General features: G+C 63.0%; 18 protein-coding genes. 11 read left to right on the forward strand and 7 right to left on the reverse strand.

The annotated features are described in order from the left end of the window. Position 1: 1 nt before the first annotated feature. Complete coding sequence (locus tag KUD11_RS04100) at positions 2-2,197, reverse strand: response regulator (protein WP_109388253.1); 2,196 nt, start codon at positions 2,195-2,197, stop codon at positions 2-4. 143 nt (positions 2,198-2,340) lie between these two features. On the opposite strand from KUD11_RS04100, the gene KUD11_RS04105 reads away from it, so the two are divergent. Continuing rightward, positions 2,341-7,152, forward strand: coding sequence for an MG2 domain-containing protein (locus KUD11_RS04105; RefSeq protein WP_109386364.1), 4,812 nt, complete (start codon positions 2,341-2,343; stop codon positions 7,150-7,152). A 16-nt stretch (positions 7,153-7,168) separates the two neighbouring features. Here the strand turns inward: KUD11_RS04105 and rpe are convergent, their stop codons facing one another. Then, positions 7,169-7,855 (reverse strand): ribulose-phosphate 3-epimerase, encoded by a 687-nt coding sequence (rpe, locus tag KUD11_RS04110; RefSeq protein ID WP_109386362.1) that lies wholly within the window; start codon positions 7,853-7,855, stop codon positions 7,169-7,171. A gap of 145 nt (positions 7,856-8,000) precedes the next feature. On the opposite strand from rpe, the gene KUD11_RS04115 reads away from it, so the two are divergent. From KUD11_RS04115 to KUD11_RS04130, 4 genes are read left to right on the forward strand one after another with little or no spacing between them, the layout of a single operon-like run. Next, a complete protein-coding gene (locus tag KUD11_RS04115; protein ID WP_109386361.1) occupies positions 8,001-8,444 on the forward strand; it encodes a MaoC family dehydratase in 444 nt (147 codons plus the stop codon). After that, positions 8,441-8,848 carry a PaaI family thioesterase gene (locus tag KUD11_RS04120; protein WP_109386359.1) on the forward strand — a complete coding sequence of 136 codons (408 nt, stop codon included), beginning with the start codon at positions 8,441-8,443 and terminating at the stop codon, positions 8,846-8,848. The genes KUD11_RS04115 and KUD11_RS04120 overlap by 4 nt, the downstream gene beginning before the upstream one ends. A 54-nt stretch (positions 8,849-8,902) precedes the next feature. Then, positions 8,903-11,332 carry a heavy metal translocating P-type ATPase gene (locus KUD11_RS04125; protein WP_109386357.1) on the forward strand — a complete coding sequence of 810 codons (2,430 nt, stop codon included), beginning with the start codon at positions 8,903-8,905 and terminating at the stop codon, positions 11,330-11,332. Further along, positions 11,329-11,715: a MerR family DNA-binding protein gene (locus KUD11_RS04130; protein WP_109386355.1), complete on the forward strand. Its 387-nt coding sequence runs from the start codon at positions 11,329-11,331 to the stop codon at positions 11,713-11,715. The genes KUD11_RS04125 and KUD11_RS04130 overlap by 4 nt, the downstream gene beginning before the upstream one ends. Before the next feature lie 3 nt (positions 11,716-11,718). Here the strand turns inward: KUD11_RS04130 and KUD11_RS04135 are convergent, their stop codons facing one another. Genes KUD11_RS04135 through KUD11_RS04150 form a run of 4 tightly spaced genes read right to left on the reverse strand, consistent with a single transcriptional unit; the run spans position 11,719 to position 15,044 of the window. Then, the gene (locus KUD11_RS04135) at positions 11,719-13,050 is read right to left on the reverse strand and encodes an NAD(P)/FAD-dependent oxidoreductase (protein ID WP_109386353.1); all 1,332 of its coding nucleotides are present in this window, start codon (positions 13,048-13,050) and stop codon (positions 11,719-11,721) included. A gap of 7 nt (positions 13,051-13,057) precedes the next feature. Further along, positions 13,058-13,417, reverse strand: a complete 360-nt coding sequence (locus tag KUD11_RS15265; protein WP_109386351.1) for a trimethylamine methyltransferase family protein — start codon at positions 13,415-13,417, stop codon at positions 13,058-13,060. Positions 13,418-13,441: 24 nt separating this feature from the next. Next, positions 13,442-14,350, reverse strand: a complete 909-nt coding sequence (locus KUD11_RS04145; protein ID WP_109386349.1) for a dihydrodipicolinate synthase family protein — start codon at positions 14,348-14,350, stop codon at positions 13,442-13,444. Continuing rightward, positions 14,340-15,044, reverse strand: a complete 705-nt coding sequence (locus KUD11_RS04150; protein ID WP_109386347.1) for a GntR family transcriptional regulator — start codon at positions 15,042-15,044, stop codon at positions 14,340-14,342. Before KUD11_RS04150 ends, KUD11_RS04145 begins: the two co-directional genes overlap by 11 nt. A 112-nt stretch (positions 15,045-15,156) precedes the next feature. On the opposite strand from KUD11_RS04150, the gene KUD11_RS04155 reads away from it, so the two are divergent. Both KUD11_RS04155 and KUD11_RS04160 read left to right on the forward strand, forming a co-directional pair. Next, positions 15,157-16,605 carry a TrkH family potassium uptake protein gene (locus KUD11_RS04155; RefSeq protein WP_109386345.1) on the forward strand — a complete coding sequence of 483 codons (1,449 nt, stop codon included), beginning with the start codon at positions 15,157-15,159 and terminating at the stop codon, positions 16,603-16,605. Further along, positions 16,605-18,200, forward strand: coding sequence for a thiamine pyrophosphate-binding protein (locus KUD11_RS04160; RefSeq protein ID WP_109386343.1), 1,596 nt, complete (start codon positions 16,605-16,607; stop codon positions 18,198-18,200). Before KUD11_RS04155 ends, KUD11_RS04160 begins: the two co-directional genes overlap by 1 nt. 116 nt (positions 18,201-18,316) lie before the next feature. Here the strand turns inward: KUD11_RS04160 and aroC are convergent, their stop codons facing one another. Next, the gene (gene aroC / locus KUD11_RS04165; protein WP_109386341.1) at positions 18,317-19,423 is read right to left on the reverse strand and encodes a chorismate synthase; all 1,107 of its coding nucleotides are present in this window, start codon (positions 19,421-19,423) and stop codon (positions 18,317-18,319) included. A gap of 138 nt (positions 19,424-19,561) precedes the next feature. Here aroC and KUD11_RS04170 point away from each other — a divergent pair, with 138 nt between their 5' ends. The 4 genes from KUD11_RS04170 (at position 19,562) to KUD11_RS04185 (ending at position 22,459) form a co-directional block, all read left to right on the forward strand. Continuing rightward, positions 19,562-19,846 (forward strand): ribbon-helix-helix domain-containing protein, encoded by a 285-nt coding sequence (locus tag KUD11_RS04170; protein WP_109386339.1) that lies wholly within the window; start codon positions 19,562-19,564, stop codon positions 19,844-19,846. 88 nt (positions 19,847-19,934) lie between these two features. Then, positions 19,935-20,330, forward strand: a complete 396-nt coding sequence (locus KUD11_RS04175; protein WP_109386337.1) for a VOC family protein — start codon at positions 19,935-19,937, stop codon at positions 20,328-20,330. A 24-nt stretch (positions 20,331-20,354) separates the two neighbouring features. Next, positions 20,355-20,876, forward strand: a complete 522-nt coding sequence (locus KUD11_RS04180; RefSeq protein ID WP_109386335.1) for a Twin-arginine translocation pathway signal — start codon at positions 20,355-20,357, stop codon at positions 20,874-20,876. A gap of 14 nt (positions 20,877-20,890) precedes the next feature. After that, on the forward strand, positions 20,891-22,459 hold the full coding sequence (locus tag KUD11_RS04185; RefSeq protein WP_109386333.1) for a GMC family oxidoreductase: 1,569 nt from the start codon (positions 20,891-20,893) through the stop codon (positions 22,457-22,459). The last annotated feature ends 207 nt before the right edge of the window (positions 22,460-22,666 follow it).

Below are 22,666 nucleotides of genomic sequence, written 5' to 3' on the forward strand. Positions count from 1 at the left end.
GTCAGCCCGCTTCGGCCACAGAGGGCAAGGGCGGGCGCACATCATCAGAACAGGCGTTCTCAATCCGCTCATGGATCGCGGCCTTGCGCAGCGGTTTGGTCAGATAATAATCAAGCCCCGCCGCAAGGATGCCTTTGTCGTCGCCTTCCATCGCATGGGCCGTCATAGCCACAATCGGCACATGACGCCCCGTTCCCTCCTCGATCGTGCGAATGCTGCGCGTGGCCTCCTTGCCGTCCATCTTGGGCATGGAAATATCCATGAAGACGATGTCGGGATCAAAGCTTTGATACATTTCCACCGCTTCGATTCCGTTGACGGCGAATTTCAGATCAATATCCAGCGTCTTCACCATCTTTGAAAACACCAACTGATTGGTCTTGTTGTCCTCCGCCGCCAAAACCCTGAGGGCACGCGCTTGCGACACCACCGGACGGGTCGGTTCAGGCGTGAGCGGCGGCGTCTCAGGCATGGCGTCCCCGAGATCCGCCAGCATTGCGAAGAGATCACTGCGCGGCACAGGCTTTTGCAACATGGCGCAGAGAAACCTGCGCGCCGGGTCCTGCTCGGCGTAGCCAGTATTCCCGCTCAGCAGCACAATGGGCACGCTGTGCCCCGCGCCGCGCAACGCCTCGGCCAGCTCAAGCCCATCCATCTCGGCCATGTTATGATCCGTCAGGACCAGATCAATCTCGGGGGCCATCTGCGCCAGCGCTTCGGCCCCGCTGTGACATTCCACTGTCTCGACCCCCATCAAGCTCAGCTGTTTGGCGAGGATGGAACGATTGGCGTCCTGCGCATCCACGACCATCGCGCGGCGGACCCCTTTTGGCGGCGCGATCACCTCTTGAGCAGCCCCATCGCCCAACGGCAGGGTGATCTTGAACCCAAAGGTAGAGCCCTGCCCCTCCACACTCTCGACCCAGATATTGCCACCCATCAGCCGGATCAGCTGCTGCGAGATGGCGAGGCCAAGCCCGGTGCCCTCAAACTGCCGGTTTTGCGCCTCATCGACCTGGTTGAACTCGCCAAACACATGATCGACCTTGCCACCCGGAATGCCGATCCCGGTATCCTCGACCGTGATGTGGATCTGGGCGCAGCCGGGGGGCGAATCCTTCACACCCACCACGCGGATCAGGACATGCCCCTCCAGCGTGAATTTCACCGCATTACCAATGAGATTGGTCAAAACCTGCCGTAAGCGCCCCGGATCGCCCACAAACTGCGTTGGCAAAAAGAGATCGTAGTCGAGGAAAATCTCCAAGCCCTGATCGCGCGCCTTGGGCTGCATCAGCATAATCAACTCATGCAGGCACAACTCCAGATCAAAAGGCTCTGGGTGCAGGAGCAGCTTTTCCGCCTCGATCTTGGAATAATCCAGCACATCGTTGATGATCACCAAAAGCGCCTCGCCGGAGTTTTTGATCGTATTGGCATAGAGCAATTGCTCCTCGTTCAGCTCAGTATCCTTGAGCAGATCGGCCATGCCAACGACCCCGTTCATCGGCGTGCGGATCTCATGGCTCATATTAGCAAGGAAGGACGATTTTGCCCGGTTCGCCGATTCCGCCCGGCGACGCGCCTCTTTCAGCTGCTCTTCATAACGCACCGTCTCGGTGATGTTCAGCGCAAGGCTGACCACATCCCCGCCATGGCCGCGCTGATCGATCAGCTTGATGTATTCCCCGCTCCAAAGGCGGATCACCTCAGGCTCGGGGGTCAGGCCCTGCCAGCGGTCCAGCATGTTCTCACGCCAGGCCGCCGGGCTTTGATCCCCGATATTCACGATCCCCTCCTCGGTACAAAGCTGCAAAATCTCCACATAAGAAATGCCCGGCGCAATCAGCTCCAGCCCGTCAAAAACCGAGATATAGGCCGGGTTGGCCGCGATCATCCGGCTATCGGCATCGAAAAAGGCGAACCCGTCCTGAATGGTCTCGATCGAATGCCAAAGCCGCCGCTCGGCGATCTCGACCTTCTCATTGGCCACATGCAGGTCTGATTTAACCCGCTGATTCTCGCTCTCGACCGTCTCGACCTTTGCACGGGTCTCCACGATCTCATCCGAGAGGGCGCGCGCATGTTTGCCCAGCTTACGGTTGGCCGCATGAAGCTCCGCTTGCTTTTGTTCCAGCAGCCGTTCGGCGGCAAGCCGCGCCCGCCGTTCCTGTGAAAGTTTGTTGGCAAGGCTCATGCCCATCCTCCGCCGCGCCGGACCCTTTGTTGACGCAGACGATGGGGGCACAAGGTGAACAAGTGTTTAAGAGCCGCCCTTGAATCATTGCCACACGCGCGCCTCCGTGCAAGCATCGGGGGAGGTCCATTCAGGAGGGCGCCATGTTTCACCGCGCATTTTTTATCGTCTTTTCAATCGCTTTCGCGGCCCAAACCATTGGCGAAGCCACCGCGCAATCCGGCCTGCCCGACCGCCGCGCGGTGCTGACAAACAATATCGACCATTACGGCGCGGACCTCACACCGCTTTTCGACACCAGCTTTGACGCGTGCCGCACCGCGTGTCTGACGAATCCCGCGTGCCGCGCCTTCACATACAACACCCGCTCCAACGCCTGCTTCCCCAAGAGCAGTGTGAGTGATGAAGTCCCCTATGACGGCGCGCAATCAGCCCGCATCCTGCCCACCGATGCGAGCGTGCTATCCCAAGCGGACGCGCGCGAAAATGACCTGAGCTTTCTGGGCGAGGCCACAATGACCGCCGCGCATGATCTCGCGATCCGCATTGGCGGGTTGCACAATGCGGGCACCTGGCCGGTTGAGCAGATGCTGAACGCGAGCCGCGACCGCATGGGCGAGGGTGATCCCCTGAACGCGATGCGCTGGATGGGCGCGGCTGTGTCGCTCACAGATGCGGCGGATCAATGGGTGGAATATGCGCGGCTCTTGATGCTGCAACCCGACGACACCAATCGCTACACCGCCCGCGCCATATCCGCCGCCACCAACGGCTATCTGCGTGCCCAAGGCAGAGGCGGGCAGGTCTCATCGCTGATGATGCTGGCCGAGACGCTGGAGGCGAACGGACGGGGCCGCGATACTGTGGCCGCCCTGCGCCTCGCCAATGCGCTCTCACCACGCGATGACGTGGTGGCCGCATTGGAGTCCGCCACGGCGAAGTACGGCTTTCGGATCACCGAAAACACCGCCGATAACGATGCCGCGAACCCGCGCCTATGTGCGATCTTCTCCGAGGATCTGATCCAGACGGGCACGGATTACACGCCCTTCGTGCAGCTGCCTGATGCGGGGCTTGTCGTGCAGGTGGAGGGGCGGCAGCTTTGCATCGACGGGCTCAGCCATGGTGCGCGCTACAGCGTGACGTTCCGCTCAGGCCTGCCTGCGGCCAATGGTGAGGCGCTGCTGAAGGATGTGCAGATCACGCAATATATCCGCGACCGCGCGCCGTCGGTGGTGTTTCCGGGCCGCGCCTATGTGCTGCCGCGCGCCGCCGATGCAGCCCTGCCCATCGAGACGGTGAACCTCGCCGAGGTCGATCTGACCCTGCGCCGGGTGAGTGACCGCAACCTCCTGCGCGCCATTCAGGATGACTATTTCGGACGCCCCCTGACCGATTATGAGCTGTCGGAGTTTTCCGAGGAGATCGCGACTGATATCTGGACCGGGGTGGGCGAGGTGCAGAACCAGCTCAACCAGACCATGACGACCCGCCTGCCGATGGGGGAGGTTCTCGCCGATCAGCCGCCGGGCATCTATGCACTGACCGCGCGGATCGAGGGCATGCCGCTTTACGATGATCCGGGGGCAACACAATGGTTCGTGCTGAGCGATCTGGGGCTGACCACGCTCAAGGGCACAGACGGGCTGCATGTGTTTGCGCGCGGGCTTGGGGATGCGCGCAGCATTGAGGGCGCTGAGATCACGCTTTTGTCGCGCGCGAACGAGGTTCTGGGCACCGCGATGACAGACGACATGGGCCATGCGATCTTCGCGCCGGGCCTCACACGCGGCACCGGAGGTGCGGCCCCTGCGATGGTTCTGGTGGAGACTGATGCAGGCGAGGATATGGCCTTCCTGTCGCTCACGGACCCTGCGTTTGATCTGTCGGATCGCGGCGTTGAGGGCCGACCGCCCGCACCACCTGTTGATGTGTTTCTGGCCACTGATCGCGGGGCCTACCGCGCGGGCGAGGTGATCCACGCCACCGCACTTGCGCGCGATACGCTGGCCCGCGCGATCCCCGGCCTGCCGCTTACCGCGATCCTGATGCGGCCCGATGGTGTGGAATATTCCCGCCACCTTTCGGCCGAAGATCGCGCGGGCGGTCACGTCTTTGCCCTGCCCATCACCGAGACCGCGCCGCGCGGGACATGGGCGCTGGAAATCCGCGCCGATATGGATGCGCCCGCATTGGCGAGCACACGGCTTCTGGTCGAGGATTTCCTGCCCGAGCGGATTGATTTTGACCTCACCCTGCCTGATGGAATGCTGCGGCGCGACGCACCCGGCGCAGAGGGGAGCGCAATCGGGATCGACGCGCGCTATCTCTTTGGCGCGCCCGGTGCGGGGCTCAAGGCGGATGGCAGCATGACTCTCACGCCGCAGCGGCGTCTGCCAGACTTCCCCGGATTCGCGTTTGGTCGCCATGATGCGCCGGGCACTGCACGTGTGAGCTATCTTGAGACGGTCACCACAGGGCCGGACGGGGCGGCCTCCCTGCCTCTCACCCTGCCAGACACAGGCGAAAGCACCCTGCCACAAGAGGCCCGCGCGACCATCGCGGTGCGCGAAGGATCAGGCCGCCCGGTGGAGCGCGGTATCACCCGCCTCCTCGCCCCCTCCGGGCCGTTTCTCGGTATCAAACCCGCCCAAAACGGCGTGATCCCCGAAGGCGGCACAGCCACATTCGATGTGATCGCCCTTGGCACAGATTTGGAGCCAATGGCGATGGAGGTGGATTGGTCTCTCTCGCGCGTCACCACGACCTATCAATGGTACCAGCAATGGGGCAACTGGAACTGGGAACCCATCACGCGGCGCGAGCGTGTGGCGAACGGTACGCTCACCTTGGACGGTGCGCAAACCATCTCGGCCCCGGTCGGATGGGGCGAATATGAGCTGAGCGTGGAGCGGACGGACGGCACCTATACCGCCGCCAGCACGACATTCTATGCAGGCTGGTATACCCCCGCAGATGCCACAAGCACGCCCGATACGCTGGAGCTGTCGCTGGACAAACCCGCCTATGCCACGGGCGAGACGGCCCAGCTGCGCCTTGTGCCGCGCTATGCGGGCACCGCGCTGATCACCGTCCTGTCGAACCGGGTGATTGATATGCAGGCGGTGGAGGTCAGCGCGGGCGCGTATGTCACCGCCCAAATCATCCGCCCCATGGATGTGGCCATAGGGCAGAACCCAGCGCGCAGCCTCGGCCTCGCCCATGCCATGATAGACCCCGGCGCACGCACGCTGAGTGTTGAAATCGCAGCGCCCGAAACGTCAGACCCGCGCGGACCGCTAGAGGCAGTCGTGACCGTGGATGGCCTCAACGGGGCCGATGGCTTTGTCACGCTGGCCGCTGTGGATCTGGGTATCCTCAACCTCACAGGATTCGCCACACCCGACCCCGAGGCGCATTACTTCGGCCAGCGCCGCCTTGGCGTGGAAATCCGCGATATCTATGGCCGCCTCACCCAGGCTGAGGCGGCGCTTCTTGTGGCCCTGCCGCAATCGCCCGAAACCCGCCGCCCGGACCGGCACCACGCCGCCGCCACAGCCGCCCGCGCCCGTGTTCTGGGCCGGATGGAGGCCGCGGGCGTGCTGAGCACTGAGGCCGCCACCGCCGCTCTATTCGACCCTGTTCCGGCCCAAAGACGTGCTTTTCCGGCCCTCGCCCCGCATCTCACCGACCGTGCTCTGGCCGAAGCATCCGACAAGCGTCTGCACGCCCTCACCATCGACGCGGTCCTGCAATCGCGGATTGAGACCCTTGCCGCCACCCGATTGCGCGACCTGCCCGAAACGGTCTCTATCGCTATCGTGATTGCCGATCACCAGACGGGCGCGATCCGCGCCTCCCTCGGCTCGGCGGGCTACGCGCCGGGCGCGCGGGCGGGTTTCGTGGACATGACACAGGCCCTCCGGTCGCCCGGCTCCACGCTCAAACCTCTCATCTATGGGATGGGTTTTGATCGCGGCCTCGCCCATCCCCAGACCCTGATCCGCGACGCGCCCGTGCAGTTCGGCAGCTACGCGCCGCAAAACTTCGATGGACGTTTCCGGGGCGACGTCACCGTGCAATCGGCGCTGCGCCAATCGCTCAACATCCCCGTGGTTCTGCTGATGGATGAGATCGGCCCCGCACATCTTATGGATACATTGCGCCGCGCAGGTATCCACGCCGAGGTGCCGGGCGGGCGCGCAGGTCTGGCCGTGGCGCTGGGCGGGGTGGGCATGAGCCTCGAAGGGCTGGTGCAACTTTATGGCGGCATCGCACGCGGCGGAGACGCCCTCGCGCTCCATCACCGCGCGGGCGACACCCCGGCCTCCGCACGCATCCTCAGTCCATCCGCCGCGTGGCATATCAGCGATATCCTCGCAGGGCTCGCCCCGCCACCCGGCGCACCCGCGCGCAGTCTGGCCTACAAGACCGGCACCTCTTACGGCCACCGTGATGCGTGGGCCATCGGCTATGACGGGCGGCATGTGGCAGGCGTCTGGATCGGGCGGCCCGATGGGACACCTCTGCCCGGCGCGTTTGGCGGTGACCTTGCGGCCCCGCTGCTCTTTGAGGCGTTCCAGAGATTGGAGACCGCGCGCACCCCGCTGCCCGCACCACCGGCTGAGACCCTGCTTCTGAGCACACAAGAGCTGCCCCGGCCCCTGCGCCGCTTTGCCGGGCGCGAGACGGTTTTCGCCCCCGCCGCCGATGCGCCCAAGCTGATTTTTCCACCGGACGGGGCGGAATTGATGGCCGACGGACCCCTCACCATAAAACTGCGCGATGGCAAGCCGCCCTTCACGCTGATGGCCAATGGTGCGCCGGTGCTGACCGGGCTTTATCGCCGCGATGCGGAATTGGCCACGCTCGGCACGGGCTTCTCGGACCTTACGGTGATTGATGCTTTGGGGCGCACCGCCCATGTCACGGTGCGGCTGCGCGACACGCCTTAATGCGCAAGGTTAGAGCCTAAACCGCCTCAGCAGCCGCCCGAATGGCGCGGATATTATCACCATAAGGCGCTGGGTTCTCGACACTTCCGCCCTTGAACACGGCAGAGCCCGCCACCAGAACATCCGCCCCCGCCGCCGCCATCAAAGGCGCTGTCTCGGGCGTGATGCCACCGTCGCTCTCGATATGAATGGGCCGGTCGCCGATCATGGCGCGCAGAGAGCGGACCTTCTCAATCTGGCTATGGATGAATTTCTGCCCGCCATAGCCGGGGTTCACCGTCATCACACAGACCAGATCAATCATATCCAGCAAATGCCCCACATCATCCAGCCCCGTGCCCGGATTAAGCGCCAGCCCCGCCTTGCACCCCGCCCCGCGTATCGCCTGAAGCGTGCGGTGAATATGCGGCCCCGCCTCAAGATGCGCGGTCAGGATATCGGCCCCTGCATCGGCAAAGGCGTCGATATAGGGATCAACCGGCGCGATCATCAGATGCACGTCCATCACCGTCTTGATATGTGGGCGGATCGCCTTGACCAATGGCGGCCCGAAGGTGAGGTTCGGCACGAAATGCCCGTCCATCACATCCACATGGACCCAATCACAGCCCTCATCCTCAATGGCGCGGATCTCCGCACCGAAATTGGCGAAATCAGCCGAAAGGATCGACGGGGCGATCTTGATCTGGCGGGAAAAGGACATCTGGCAGCTCCTCTTGGCGTCTCCCACCGCTTTTGCGGCCCGCGCCCCGCCTCGTCAAGCCCTAGGCCCGCCCGATTGCAGCCCAAGCCGGATTGTGCAACCGTTCTGGTGCGCATGCTGCGCGCAAAAACATGAGAGTCCACTTATGACAGATGAGGCCCTTTCGCGTTGGTTTGAGGTGGATCAGACCCGCATCGACGCGTTTGCAGCCGCCACGGGTGATGCGCAATTCATCCATACCGATCCCACTCGCGCGGCCCAAACACCCTTTGGCGGGACAATCGCGCACGGGTTCCTGACACTCTCGCTTCTGTCCGCGATGTATCTGGACGCGCTTCCCACGCCGCCCGGTGTGGCGCATTCGATCAACTATGGCTTTGACAAGCTGCGCTTCATGGCCCCAGTGCCTGCGGGCAGCCATCTGCGCGGCGCCTTCCGGCTGATCCACGCCGAAACCCGCGTGCCGGGCCAGATCAGCAACACATGGGCCGTGCGGGTCGAGATCAAAGGCGGCGAGAAACCGGCCCTCATGGCGCGCTGGCTGACACGGCAATATCTCGGCCAAACCCCGGCGGGAGAGGGCGCATGAGTATAGACCCCGCATTGCTGGAGGAAGCCTATCCGCTTCAAAGCCATCTCGGCTTTCGCCTGACCGGCTGGCGCGCGGATTTCGCACAGGTGGAAATGCCTCTGGCGCCGTTCATGATGAACCGACAGGGCCTGCCCCATGGCGGTATCCACGCCACGCTTCTCGACACAGCGATGGGGTTTGCGGGCTGCTATACCGGCGATCCTGCGGTGCGGCAGATGGCGCTCACACTGTCGCTGACGGTCAATTACCTCGCACAGGCGGAGGGCGACACACTGATCGCAAAGGGCTGGCGCACGGGCGGTGGGCGCAAGACCTATTTCGCCGAAGGACGCATAGAGGATATGCACGGTACCCGCATCGCCACCGCCTCGGGTGTGTTTCGCTATCGTAGCCCCTCTTGACCTTCCCGTCACCGGAACCCTTATGTATTGCGTGAGCCGCGCGAAGGACACGCAATGACCAAGACCCTCACCCTCCCACTCGACAACCTTTCCTGCGCCGGATGCGCGGGCCGGGCGGAGCGTGCCATCGCCGCCGTGCCGGGGGTGCAGACCGCGACGGTGAATTTCGCCAGCCGCATGGCAGAGATCACAACAGGAGACGCCACGCCCGAAGCGATTACCGAGGCCCTGCGCGCCGCTGGCTACCCTGCGCACCCATCAGAGACCCTGCTGCGCGTCGAGGGGATGCATTGCGCGTCCTGCGTCGGGCGGGCGGAGGCTGCGCTGAGCAAACTGCCGGGGGTAAGCGCGGCGCATGTGAACCTCGCAGACCGCAGCGCACGCATCACCCATATCGCAGCACTGAGCGATGTCGAAGCGCTGATCAAGGCCCTGCGCGAAGCGGGCTATCTCGCCACGCCTGAGGGTAGCACAGAGCCTAACTTAGCCATATCAGAGACTGAATCCGCCCGCCGTACCGCGCTGATCGCAGGTGCGCTGACCTTGCCTGTTTTCGTTCTGGAGATGGGCAGTCATGTGATCCCCGGCATGCATCACTGGATCGCAGGCACCATCGGCACCGGGGTCAGCTGGTGGATTCAGGCGGTGCTCACCACCCTCGTCATGGCATGGCCCGGACGGGTGTTCTACCGCATCGGCCTGCCCGCGCTTCTGCGCGGTGCGCCCGAGATGAACAGCCTTGTGGCCCTTGGCACTCTGGCCGCGTGGCTTTATTCCGCCGCAGTCCTTCTTACGCCTGCGCTGCTGCCCGAGGCCGCGCGCGCAGTCTATTTTGAGGCCGCGGCGGTGATCGTAACCCTGATCCTCGTGGGCCGCTGGATGGAGGCACGCGCGCGGGGGCGCACCGGGGCTGCGATTGAGGCGCTGATCGGCCTGCGCCCCGAGACGGTTCTGGTGGAAGAAGCCGGCGAAACGATTGAGCGGCCCACGGCATCGGTCCGCCCCGGCGCGATCCTCCTGGCCCGCCCCGGCGCGCAGATTGCTGTAGACGGCAGAGTGCTCAGCGGTGAAAGCCATGTGGATGAGGCCATGCTGACCGGGGAGCCGATGCCTGTGCTCAAGTCAGCAGGCGATAAGGTGGTCGGCGGTACGGCCAACGGCGCGGGCCTACTGCGCTACGCCGCTGAGGCGGTGGGCGAGGATACGGTGCTTGCGCGCATCACCGACATGGTCCGCCGCGCCCAAGGGGCAAAACTGCCCATTCAGGCGCTGGCCGACCGGGTCGTGCGCATCTTCGTGCCCGCCGTGATCGCCGTGGCGCTGGTAAGCGTGGCCACGTGGCTGATCCTCGCACCTTCGGTGCTGGCGCTGGTGGCCGGGGTGTCGGTGCTGATCATCGCCTGCCCCTGCGCGATGGGTCTGGCCACGCCCACCTCAATCATGGTCGGAACAGGCCGCGCGGCGGAGCTTGGCGTGCTTTTCCGCAAGGGCGACGCGCTGCAACATCTGGCCGAGGCGCGGATCGTGGCATTTGATAAGACCGGGACGCTGACGATGGGGCGGATGACGCTTGCGGATATGAGCGTGGTGGACGGCGCAGAGCGGGAGACCGTTCTGGCCGCCGTGGCCGCCGCCGAAGCAGGCTCCGAACATCCCATTGCCCGCGCGATCGAGGCCGCCGCCGAGGGGCTGAGCCGCCCCGAGGTCACAGCGACCAAGGCCCTGCCCGGGCGTGGCCTCAGCGCCACTGTCGGCGGGGCGGAATTGCTCATCGGCACTGTACGGTTGATGCAGGAGGAAGACATTGAAACGGCGCCCCTAGAAGGTGCTGCTGAGGCCATGGCCGCCAAGGGCCAGACCCTTGTCTATGTGGCACGAAACGGCACTGCTCAGGCCGTTCTCGGCATCACAGACCCGGTGAAACCCGCCGCTCTAGCGGCCATTCGCGCGCTGCATGACGCAGGCCTGCGCACCGCCATGATCACCGGCGATACCGAGGACGCCGCCCGAGCGGTCGCCACTACTTTGGGCATTGATGAGGTGATCGCAGGCGTCCTGCCCGAGGGCAAGGTCGCCGCAGCACAAGGCCTGCGGGACGCGCATGGACCGCTCGCCTTTGTCGGTGACGGGATCAATGATGCGCCCGTTCTGGCCGCCTCGGATGTGGGCATCGCCATGGGTGGCGGCACGGATGTGGCCATCGAGGCGGCGGATGTTGTGCTGATCTCGGGCGACCCATTGGGCGTGGCCACGGCGCGGCATATCTCCACCCGCGTGATGCGCAACATCCGGCAGAACCTCTTTTGGGCGTTTGCCTATAATATCGCGCTTATCCCGGTGGCGGCGGGGCTGCTTTATCCGCTGATGGGCGTGATGCTGTCGCCAATGCTGGCAGCAGGGGCAATGGCGCTGAGCTCGGTCTTTGTGCTCAGTAATGCGTTGCGCCTACGCGCTCTCAGCCGCCCGGTAGGAGATCCCGCATGAACATCTCAGAGGCCAGCGCGCGGGCCGCACTCCCGGCAAAAACCATCCGCTATTACGAGGAGATCGGGCTGATCACACCGGGGCGCGGGCCCAATGGCTACCGCCGATTTTCCGAGGCTGACGTGCACAGGCTCGCCTTTCTGGGCCGCGCCCGCGCGCTTGGCTTCGGGATCGAGGAATGTCGCGCACTTCTGGCGCTTTATAGCGACCAAGACAGGGCCAGCGCGGATGTCAAACGCATCGCGGAAGAGCATCTGGAGGCGATTGAGGCCAAGATCGCCCTTCTGGCCGGGATGCGCGACACGCTGCGCGAATTGACCCGCGCTTGTGCCGGCGATGCGCGGCCCGATTGCCCGATCCTGCGCGATCTTGGGGCGGATTAGAGCCTAAAGCTCCGCCCCCGCACGCCATTCGCCCCAGCGCATCCGTGCAGTGGCCCCAAGCTTGGTGATCCAGCGCGGCGGCAGGCTGCGGGGTGCGTCCTGCGCCATCACCTGGGTCAGAAGGTCCGAGCCATGCGCTGACGCAAGCTCCGCTATCAGCATCCCGTGCAGCGTGCCCTTGGCGGTGCCCAGCCCGTTCTGGCAAACCGCTGAGAAAAGCCCCGGCGCCACCTCGCCCAGCGCGGGCACGTTGTTGAGGCTGAGGCACAAACGCCCACCCCAGAGATGCGCCATCTCCACCCCCACAAGCATCGGAAACCGCGCCGCAAAGGCCCGCGCATGATCGCGCGCCACGGAGGCGAGCCGCCCCTCAGGCACCTCCAGCGTCGGATCGCAGGTAAAGCGGTTGCGGATGATGATCCTGTCCCCGCCCGTGCCGGAGATGCGCCGCACGGTGGTCCCCATCGGATCGGCAGGGGTCAGCCCCCATTGTGCCCGCCCGCCAAGACGCGCGGTCTCCTCCGTGCTCAGCGCGCGGGTCATAGAGGCATAGGTATGGACATGCAGCAGCCGGTTCTCAAACTGTCCAAAGCTTTCGGCATGACCGTTCACCGCCAAAATCACGTGCGGCGCTGTCACCGCCCCCTTGGGAGTGGTCGCCGTCCAGTCACCCGCGCGGCTAAGATCGGTCACGGGGCTACCCTCAAACACCTGCACGCGCTTGGAGCGGAGCCCAGCCGCCACACCCCGCACAAACATCGCAGGCTGAATCATCGCAGATCCCGGTGTGAAAAGCCCGCTTCGATAATAGGGGATGCCGGTCATCTCCTGCATCGCGGCGGCGTCCAGCATTTCATATCGCTCATCCAGCGTGTCGAGATGGCGGGCATAGTCCAGATTGTGCCTGTGGCCGGTTTCGGTGGCGGCGGCGTTGGTCTTGCCGCTCTGCAAAAAGGCCTCTTCGGTCAGACCATGCTGGGCGGCCATGCGAGCTGCAAAATCAATGCCCGCACGGTTGGCCACCGTCTCCGCACGGTCGCGGTCCAGCGCGCCGGAATAGGCGTCCGAGGCCAGATCATGGGGCAGATCAATCATGAACCCCGAATTGCGCCCCGCAGGCCCCGCACCCACGCGGCTGGCCTCCAGCACCACAATTCGCGCACCGGGGTGAAGCTCTGCCAGACGCGCCGCCGCGGCCAGCCCCGCGAAGCCCGCACCGATCACCAACCAATCAGCGGTGATGCGCGCCTCCAATACCTCTGGCGGCGCGGGCGGCGGCAAGAGCCTGTCCCACCCCGCAGGGCCGGGATTAACGGGCAGACGCCGGACTTTCATAGCCCCCTCACAGATCCTGATTAAGCGCATCGGCGACAGGAATTTCCCGCTCGCGCCGCGCGATATAGTCGAGCAGGGCCTCATTGATGCCCGCGTCCAGCTTGGGCTCCTCATACACATTGAGCAAATCGCGTGTGTAATTCAAAGCGCGCTCTGTCACCTCAACCACGCCTGTCATCGGCACAAAGATCGTATTGCGCGCGCCCCGGCCTCGGCGGGCGGGCTTGTCCAGCGTCACGCTCATCCCACGCTGTCCCCCTCCGCTGGGTCGCTGAGAGCGACCCAGATTGCCTTGATCACGCGCGAGGCCATGGGGCGTGTCATTGACCATATGCGCAATCTTCCACGCCATCATCAGCGGCGGCATATTCCACGCGGGTCAAAAGCTCAGTCAATTGGCCTCTCCTGTGATGGCGGCAATAGTGGTGTTCATAGTGCGGATCACCTCCTCTAAGCTGCGCTTTTCGTCTTTATTGAGCGGATGGAGCGGGCGGCGCGGCGGTCCTGCATCAATGCCCCGCGTGCTCAGCCCATGTTTGATGCACTGGACAAACGTGCCGCCCTGCTCCAACACCCGCATCAGGGGCAGCATGGCCGACATGATCGCGCGGCCGCGTGTGAAATCACCCTCCACCGCACAGGCCTGCCAGAGCGCGATATGCGCCTCAGGGGCAAAATTGGACCCCGCGCAGACCCAAGACCGCGCACCCCATGCAAAGAACTCCAGAGCCTGATCATCCATACCGCAGCTGAGCGCAATATGCGGATAATCGCGCGCCAGCATGTGCAGGCGGTTGATATCGCCGCTGCTTTCCTTGATCGCCGCGAAATTAGGCGAGCGTCCCAGACGGTCCAGACATTCCTCATCCATGTTCACCGCCATGCGGCCCGGATAGTTGTAGAGCATCACCGGCAGGTCCGCCGCGCGGTCCACCGCCAGACAATGCAGCGCAATCTCGCGCCCGGTGGGGCAGCTATAAGGAGGCGTGGCCACCAAGATCGCATCCGCGCCCAGCGCCTTGGCCGCTTTGGCATATTCGATGGAATTTTCGGTGCGCATGTCGCCCGTGCCGATGATTGACGGCACCCGGCCTGCGATCATGGCATGCACCCGTCCCATAAGGTCCATCCGCTCCTCCATGCTCTGCGCATAATACTCGCCCGTGGTCCCGGCGATGATGATACCATGCACGCCCGCACCCACCAAAAGCTCCACCGTTTGCGCCAATGCCGCCTCGTTGACCGTGAAATCGGCATGATACGGCGTCACAATGGGGGTATAGATTCCGTCAAAGCGCATCTGCTGTCTCCTTGAGTGTAGCCACATCCAGCGGCAATGGGTCAGGTGTCACAAAGCGCTCTATGCGGTCGCGGCTGAGGTCCCAATGGGCTAGGGTCAGGGCCGTCGCGGCCTCTGCATCACGTGCCTCAATGGCATCGATCATCGCGTCATGCTGATCGGCGGCGATCGCGATCCGGCTAGTATCCTCAGGGCTTGATGGGCGGTAGAACGTTTGGCTGAGCCTCGTGTGATCAATCAGCATCCGGCCAAGGCTCATCCTGAGATATGGGTTGTGCGACATCGCACCGATCTGGGCGTGAAAGCTGTGGTTGAGCAGGGCCGCGGCCCCCGCATCGCGCGCCTCTGTTGCGCGACGAAACTGATCCTGCACGGCGCGCAGGGGGGCGATTTGGTCCGCGCGGCGGTTCTCGGCCGCGAGCCTTGCGATGTTGGCATAGACCAACGGCGCGGTCTGAAAGAACATCCTGAGCGTGGGCAAATCCATCGAGGCCACTTTGGGCGCACGGTTCTGACCCAGCTCCAGATAGCCCTCCCCAGCCAGCCTCTGAAACACCTCGCGCATGGGCGTGCGGGAAACACCGTATTGCGCACAAAGCGCCGCCTCATCCAGATCCGCGCCGGGCGTCACCCAAAGGCTCAGGATCTGCATCCGCAAATCGTCCAGCGCGCGGGTCTTTTTATCCAATACCATATGATTCCACCCTCCTTGAATACGGAGTGTATACATAATATATTCAAATACCAAGCGTTTCAAAGCCAAACCAGCTTGACACCCCAGCGGCCAGCGGCCAACCCTGCCGCTTATGTTGGACATGCGCCCAGTTGGATATGTGATTGGCCTGACGGTCATGGCGCTGGGGTTGGCCATGCTGCTGCCGCTTGCCGTCGATCTGGCCGAAGGGCGCGGACATTGGTTCGTCTTCGCCGAAGGCGCTATCCTGACCACCCTCATCGGAGGGCTTGTGGCGCTGACCTGCAAAAACGGCGTAGGCGAGGGGCTGACCATTCAGCAAACCTTCCTCGTAACCACGGGCGTCTGGGTCGTCCTGCCCCTCTTCGGGGCGCTGCCCTTCATGCTGGGCGCGGGCGAGTTGGATTTCACCGATGCATTTTTTGAGGCCATGTCGGGCCTGACCACCACAGGCTCCACGGTGATGAGCGGGCTGGAGACAATGCCCAAGGGTCTGCTTTTATGGCGGGGCCTCATGCAATGGTTGGGGGGGATCGGGATCATCGTTGTCGCCATGGTTTTCCTGCCTGAGCTGCGCGTGGGCGGCATGCAGATCTTCAAGGCCGAGGCGTTTGACACCATGGGCAAGATTCTGCCCCGCGCCACAGAAATCGCGAGCCGTATCTCGGTCATTTATCTTGCCATGACGCTGATGTGTATCGCGGCCTATCTGGTCGCTGGGCTCAGCGTGTTTGACGCAACGGTCCATGCCTTTACCACCATCGCCACAGGCGGGATGGCCAATTACGATGGGTCTTTCAGTGCGTTGCCGCCAGCGTCCCATTATGTGGCCGCCTTATTCATGATGCTGGCTGCCCTGCCCTTCGTGCGCTTCGTGCAGATGACGGCAGGCACCGCCAAACCCCTGCTGGTTGACCCCCAGGTGCGGGCGTTTTTCATCACCATCGCAGTCATTGTTTTGTTGCTGACGCTGTGGCGTTTTGTGCAACTTAACAATCCTAGCGAGGCCACATTCCGCGCGGCGCTGTTCAATACGATTTCGATCGTCACGGGCACCGGCTATGCGAGTGAAAACTACATGACTTGGGGGGCCTTCCCCGTCACTATCATCTTCTTCGCGGGGCTGATCGGCGGCTGTGCGGGCTCCACCTCATGCTCGATCAAGATCTTCCGATTCCAGCTTCTGTTCGCCTCCATCAAGGTGCAGCTTAAACGCATCCGCTCACCACATGGTGTGTTCACCCCGCGCTATGCCGGGCGGCCCGTGGATGACGATACGCTCAGCTCGGTTATGACGTTTTTCGTCTTTTTCGTGGTCACTCTGGGCATTGTCGCCGTGGCGCTGGCGCTAACGGGCTTGGATTTCATCACGTCGCTCTCGGGAGCGGTGGCGGCATTGGCTAATGTCGGACCCGGCCTTGGGCCTATTATCGGGCCTACTGGCAATTTCGCACCTTTGAGCGATATAGCCAAATGGATACTGATCGTCGCCATGTTGATCGGGCGGCTGGAACTTCTGGCCGTCTATGCAATCTTTACAATCAACTTCTGGAGAGCCTGATGTCTGATCCTGCCCAAACGCGGCCTCTCGGTGCGCAAATCTCGCATATGCTCAAATCACGCGGTGTAGACACGATATTCGGCATCCCCGGCGTGCATAACCAAGAGATGTATCGCGGTATCGAGGAGGCGGGCATCCGCCATATCCTCGCGCGGCACGAACAGGGCGCGGGCTTCATGGCCGATGGCTATGCGCGCGCGTCTGGTCGCCCCGGCGTGGCCTATGTGATCACCGGTCCCGGCCTGTGCAACGTGATGACCCCGATGGGGCAGGCCTATTCCGACAGCGCGCCGGTGCTGGTCCTGTCGTCTTGCCTCAACGAGACGGCGGCCACACGTGGCCAATTGCACCAGATGCTGGACCAAGAAGTGGCCGCCGGCACCGTTTGCGATTGGTCCGAGACGGCACAGACCCCTGATGCGGCTTATGCCCTCATCGACCGCGCCTTGGCAGAGTTTCAGACCAAGCGCCCGCGCTCCAAACATATCCAAGTGCCGATCCCCCTGTTGGAGGGGGAGGCCAAGCCCGCGCCCGCCGCTGCACCTGCGATTTCCATCGCGCACAGCGCGCAGATCCCCGCCCATATCGCGGCGATGATCACAGCCGCCAAGCGCCCGTTTTTCGTCCTTGGCGGTGGCGCGGTACATGCCTCTGAGCCTGCGCGCGCCGCGCTCACCGCGCTGGGTGCCGCGAGCTTTTCCACTTACGCGGGGCGCGGCATCATCTCGCCCGACGATCCGCTGCATTACGGCGCCTATCTTGGCCGCCCAGAAAGCGCCGATGTCGCGGCGTCGGCTGATCTGGTGGTCGTCGTGGGCAGCGAACTGGCCGAGGTGGACCTGTGGCGCACCGATCTGGGCCACACCGCCCCCATGATCCGCGTCGATATCGACCCTGAGGTTCTGGCGCAGATGCACGGCTCTGAGGCATTGCTGATGGACAGCTTTGGCTTTTTCACACAGCTGAATGCGGCCCTGGCGGATCACACCGCCAAAACGTCGTGGAAACCTCAGCCCGTCAAACAGGCCCGCGCCCGCTGGCGCGCCGAGGCAGACGCAGAGCGCCCCGGCATCGTGCCCGTCGTCGATGCCCTGCGCGAGGTGATGCCCGAAGATGCGATGATCTATTCGGACATGACGCAATTTGCCTATACCGGAAAAGAGGTTTGGGACATGGAGCGCCCCGGCCATTGGCATCACCCCTACGGCTTTGGCACGCTGGGCTATGCCCTGCCTGCGGGCATCGGTGGTGCGGCGGCCCGGCCCGGTCTGCCCACCTGCGTGATCGCGGGCGATTACGGGTTCCAATACACGGTGCAGGAACTTGGCACGGCGGTGGAGTTGGGCCAGCCCCTCCCGATCCTGCTTTGGGACAATGGCAAGCTTAAGGAGATCGAGGACAGCATGGTCCGCGCGCAGATCGCGCCCAACTCCGTGATGGCCCACAACCCCGATTTTGTGGCTCTGGCAAAGGCTTACGGTGCCTATGCAGAGGCCCCAAAATCCTTCTCCGAGCTGAAAAAGGCCGTAACAGAGGCCTTCGCGGCGGACGGTCCGACGCTGATCTATATGACAGCGGACATGACGCAGGACTGAGCCTTAAAGCGTTTCGCCTTAAACTTGAGGCACTCAGTCAAGACGAGACGCGCACAACCTTCAAAAGGTGTGGGCATTTCGCGAAAACCTTTGAGTCAGGTTTTTCGCAAAACGCTTTAGCCAATCGTCCCCACGGGGCCGGACGCTCCTGTCTGGCCCCGGTGCAGCATCAGATGGTCCAAGAGAACGCAGGCCATCATCGCCTCACCCACCGGCACGGCGCGGATACCCACGCACGGATCGTGGCGGCCCTTGGTGATCACTTCGGTAGCGCTGCCGTCCATGCGGATCGACGCGCGCGGGCTGAGGATCGACGACGTCGGCTTCACCGCAAACCGCACGACAACATCCTGCCCGGTGGAGATGCCGCCAAGGATACCGCCCGCGTGATTGGAGCTATATTCCGGGCCGTTTTCGCCCATGTGAATCTCATCGGCGTTCTCTGTGCCCATCAATTCGGCGGCGGCCATGCCCTCGCCAATCTCCACACCCTTCACGGCGTTGATCGACATCATCGCGGCGGCCAGATCAGTGTCTAACTTGCCATAAATCGGCGCGCCCAGACCCGCAGGCAGGCCCCGCGCCACAAGCTCGATCACAGCCCCTACCGAGTTGTGATCCTTGCGCAGCTTTTGCAAATACGCTTCCCACTCAGGCGCGGCCTGCGCATCGGGCAGCCAGAAATCATTGCCCTCGATCGCGTCCCAGTCAAAGCGCGCGCGGTCCAGCGCCATCGCGCCCATCCGCACCATGTAACCCTTGATCTCAATGCCTGGCAGCGCCGCTGCAAGGGCCGCGCGCGCTATGCCACCTGCCGCCACGCGCGCCGCCGTCTCGCGCGCGCTGCTCCGCCCGCCACCGCGATAATCGCGCAGCCCATATTTCTGGTGATAGGTGATATCCGCGTGACCGGGCCGGAACGTACTCGCGATATCGCCGTAATCGCGGCTGCGCTGATCGGTGTTCTCAATCATCAGCTGAATGGACGTGCCCGTGGTGCGCCCCTCAAAAACACCCGACAGAATCTGCACCGCATCAGGCTCATTGCGCTGGGTCATGTTTTTGTTCTGGCCGGGGCGGCGCTTGTCAAGCCAGTGCTGGATCATCGCCTCGGAAATCTCCACACCCGGCGGGCAGCCATCGACGGTTGCCCCAAGGGCAGGCCCATGGCTTTCGCCCCATGTGGTGACGCGGAAAAGATGTCCAAATGTGTTCAGGCTCATGGCGCGGCTCCCTTTGTGGGAGTGGTCTAGCGGCGCACAGCCCATGCCTCAAGGGCCTTTGCGCCTTTTGACAATGGCGCGGACGCCGCTACAGTTACCATAACATCGATGCGCAACAAGCGATGAAAGGAAAAAACAATGTGCCAACTCTTCGCGGGGCAAGACCCAAAACACTACACGCCCGTCACCCGCCGCATCCGGCTGAACGGCCAAAGCACGTCCATCCGGCTTGAGGCAAGCTTTTGGTGCATCATCGACGATATCGCCATGAGCCAGGGGATGACGACGCCGAAATTCATCTCCACGCTCCATTCCGAGGTGCTTGAGCTTCATGGCGAGGCGCATAATTTCACGTCGCTCTTGCGCTGCGCGGCCCTTGTTTATATGGGCCAAAACAACCCTTCCTCCCTCGCAGCAGAGTAACGCGAAGCGCCTTGTAGTAGGGGATTACTACCCAAGGCCGCGAATCACGGCCTAACCTGAATGATCGCCAACATTCAGGGAGGGATATGTGGCCAAACTCGTGCATAGCATGATCCGGGTTCTCGACGAGGACCGCTCAACCGCCTTTTACGATCAGGCCTTCGGGCTCAAGGTGGATCACAGGATCGACTTCGAAAGTTTCACCCTCGTTTATCTGCGCAATGGCGAGAACGATATCGAGCTGGAGCTGACAATCAACAAAGGACAGACCGAGCCCTATGATCTGGGCAACGGATACGGGCATATCGCCTTTGTCGTCGAGGATCTCGACGCCGAGCATGCCCGCTTCACCAAGGCGGGATGGGAGCCCCGCAAATTGGTGGATTTCGAGCGCGACGGCGAATTGCTGGCGCGCTTTTTCTTTGTGGCCGATCCGGATGGCTACGAGATCGAAGTGATGCAGCGGCACGGCCGCTACCGATAACAACAATTTTCTGGGAGGAAAGCTATGACCACATCAACCACAGCCATCCTGACACGCCGCCAGCTTTTGGCGCGCGCAGGCAGCGCCACGGCGATCGTCGCCATGGGCTCGGGCTTTATCGCAGCCCCCGACGCCTCGTGGGCCATGACCGTGACCAACGTCACCGAGCATGAAATGGCGACACTTTTGCAAATGGCGCGTGATATCTACCCGCATGACAAGATCGGTGATGAGTATTACGCCGTGGCCGTCAAAGGCTATGACAGCGAAGGCAGCGCCACCATGGTCGCCGAAGGTGTCGCCATGCTGGACGCCCGCGCGCAGGCCGCAGGCCACACCGATTACGTCAGCGCCAAATGGGAGGAAAACCGCGTCGCGATCCTGCGCGAGATCGAGGGCGAGGCCTTCTTCCAGACCGTGCGCGGGGGCCTTGTGACCGGCCTTTACAACCAGAAAGCCGTGTGGCCGATCTTTGGCTATGAGGGCGAAAGCTATTCCAAGGGTGGCTATATCGACCGCGGTTTCAACGACATCAACTGGCTGTAAGGGGAGGATTTCACATGGCACAATTCGACAAGACTGACGACAGCGTCGTCGTGGTTATCGGCACCGGCGCGGGCGGCGGTGTTTTGGCAAATGAGCTGGCGCAGAAGGGCGTCAAAGTGGTGGCCCTTGAGGCCGGCGCGCGGCACCTGCCTCAGGATTATATCAACGATGAGTGGGACAGTTTCGGGCAGCTCGCATGGACCGATGCGCGCACCACATCAGGCGATTGGCGCGTGGCCACGGATTTCTCGGGCTTGCCGACATGGATCGTGAAAGCCGTGGGCGGGGCAACCACCCATTGGGCGGGGGCGTCCTTGCGCTTTCAGGATCACGAATGGAAAGCCAAGACCACTTACGGCGAGGTTGAGGGCGCGAACCTTCTCGACTGGCCCATCGACCCACGCGAGATGGACGACTACTACACACGCGCCGAAAACAAGATGGGCGTCACCAATACCGGCGATCGCCCCCCGCTGCCCGGCAATAACAACTACAAGGTCTTTGAGGCTGGCGCCAAAAAGCTGGGCTACAAGGACGTGCACACCGGCAACATGGCGATCAATGCGACCGAATATGACGGCCGTGCGGCCTGCCAACAGACCGGCTTTTGCTTTCAGGGCTGCAAATTCGGCGCCAAATGGTCCACCGCCTACACCGACATTCCCCAAGGGGAGGCGACGGGCAACTTGGAGGTGCGCGAGAACGCACATGCGGCGCGGATCGTGCACAATGACGAGGGCAAGGTGACGGGCGTCGAATATTACGACGCGGACGGCAACCTGCAAACGCAGATGGCGCGGATTGTGAGCGTCGCCGCCAACTCCATCGAGAGCCCGCGCCTGCTGCTCAACTCCGCGTCCGAGATGTTCCCGGACGGGCTCGCCAACAGCTCGGGCCAGGTGGGGCGCAACTATATGCGGCACATGACGGCCTCGGTCTATGCGCTGTTTGATCAGCCGGTGCGGATGTGGCGTGGCACGACCATGGCAGGCATCATCACCGATGAGGCCAAACACAAGCCCGAGCGCGGCTTTGTCGGCGGATACGAGATGGAAACCCTCGCGCTTGGCATCCCATTCATGGCGGCCTTCCTGAACCCCGGCGCATGGGGGCGCGAGTTCACGACCGCTCTGGATGGCTATGAGAACATGGCCGGCATGTGGATCGTGGGCGAGGATATGCCGCAAGAAAGCAACCGCGTGACGCTGAACCCGGATGTGAAGGATCAGTTCGGCCTGCCCGCACCCAACGTGCATTTCACAGATCACCCCAACGATGTGGCCATGCGCGAGCACGCGTACAGCCAAGGCATCGCGGTCTATGAGGCAGTCGGCGCCACGCGGGTCATGCCCACGCCGCCCTACCCGTCCACGCACAACCTCGGGACCAACCGCATGTCAGAGCGGCCAGAGGACGGTGTGGTCAACAAATGGGGCCAAACCCACGATATCGCGAACCTGTTCATCTCCGACGGCTCGCAGTTCACCACCGGGGCCGCCGAGAACCCAACGCTCACAATCGTGGCACTAGCCATCCGCCAGGCCGAGCATATCGCAGCCGAGATGGAAGCGGGGACGATCTGATTTTGGAGAGTTGTGAAGATTAGAAAAGGGGCGGCTTTCGGGCCGCCCTTTTTTGTGCGTGGGCGATGGGCTAAGCGCGATGATGCTACTTACTTAAAACGTGCAGCACATGGATAGATTTTGAACAGTGTGTTTGTGAAGGTGTTACGAAGGAGGGTTTTTCAGGTGGTCGGTAAGGTCCGGTATGCGGGATGAAATGGTCATTCG

It is taken from the genome of Roseovarius carneus (assembly GCF_020141465.1).
Classification (GTDB): Bacteria; Pseudomonadota; Alphaproteobacteria; order Rhodobacterales; family Rhodobacteraceae; genus Roseovarius; species Roseovarius carneus.